The 1,068-nt window shown below is 65.1% G+C and carries 1 protein-coding gene and 1 pseudogene; both read right to left on the reverse strand.

The features are described 5' to 3' along the window. Positions 1-361, reverse strand: a 361-nt coding sequence (gene fliJ / locus L9Z73_RS31045) for a flagellar export protein FliJ (protein ID WP_247408815.1), incomplete at its 3' end; no start/stop codon positions are given. A gap of 19 nt (positions 362-380) precedes the next feature. Further along, positions 381-1,068, reverse strand: a pseudogene (locus tag L9Z73_RS31050) (flagellum-specific ATP synthase FliI); the annotation flags it as partial.

Below are 1,068 nucleotides of genomic sequence, written 5' to 3' on the forward strand. Positions count from 1 at the left end.
GCTGGGCGCGCCGGCTCAACAGCGCTTCAATCGCATTGACCCTGCGCCACTGCGCCATCCAGGTGATCTGGTGGTGCGCCACCTGTTTGCGGTGGCGCTCCAGGCTTTTTTGCGCACGCTCCATGGCCTCTTCCAGCGACTGCAAAAAGCCTCGGTAGTTTGTCAGCGCCGAGGGGCTCATGCCGTCTTTGGCCAGTTCCAGTTGCAGGTTCTGGCGGTACTCCTGTTGGTACTGGTCCAGGGCGCGCAACTGGTTGATCACCAGTTGCTCGGCAGCACGGCTTTGCGCCAGCGCGCGAGCCGCGACGTCGCGGGCCTTGGCGGTCAGTTCGATCAGCAGGTGCAGCGATTGGTCGGCCATCGATGATTACTCAAAAAGGTCAGTTGCCAGGGAACAACAGGTTGAGCCCGTGCAGGGTCTCGTCAACGCTGGCGCGGTCGTCAATGCGCTGCTGCAGGAACCGCTCGATATGCGGGTACAAGCCCACCGCGCGGTCGAGTTGCACATCGTGGCCCTGGGTGTAAGCGCCCACGCTGATCAGGTCGCGATTGCGCTGGTAGCGCGACAGTGCCTGCTTGAGCTGATTCGCCTTGCGTTGCTGGGCGTCACTGGCGATGGCGGTCATCGCCCGGCTGATTGACGCTTCGATATCGATGGCTGGGTAGTGCCCGCTTTCGGCCAGGTGCCGGGACAGCACAATGTGCCCGTCCAGAATCGCCCGCGCCGAGTCGGCAATCGGGTCCTGCTGGTCGTCGCCCTCGCTAAGCACCGTGTAAAACGCGGTGATCGAGCCGCCACCGGGCGGCCCGTTGCCGGTGCGTTCCACCAGTTTGGGCAGCTTGGCGAACACCGACGGCGGGTAGCCTTTGGTAGCCGGCGGCTCGCCAACGGCCAGGGCGATTTCGCGCTGGGCCATGGCGTAGCGGGTCAGCGAATCCATGATCAGCAGCACGTCTTTGCCCTGGTCGCGAAAGTCCTCGGCCACCCGCGTGGCATACAGCGCGCCCTGCAGCCGTTGCAGCGGCGAGGTATCGGCCGGCGCGGCGACCACCACGGAGCGGCGCAGG

Source organism: Pseudomonas emilianonis, from assembly GCF_023072625.1.
GTDB lineage: Bacteria > Pseudomonadota > Gammaproteobacteria > Pseudomonadales > Pseudomonadaceae > Aquipseudomonas > Aquipseudomonas paraveronii.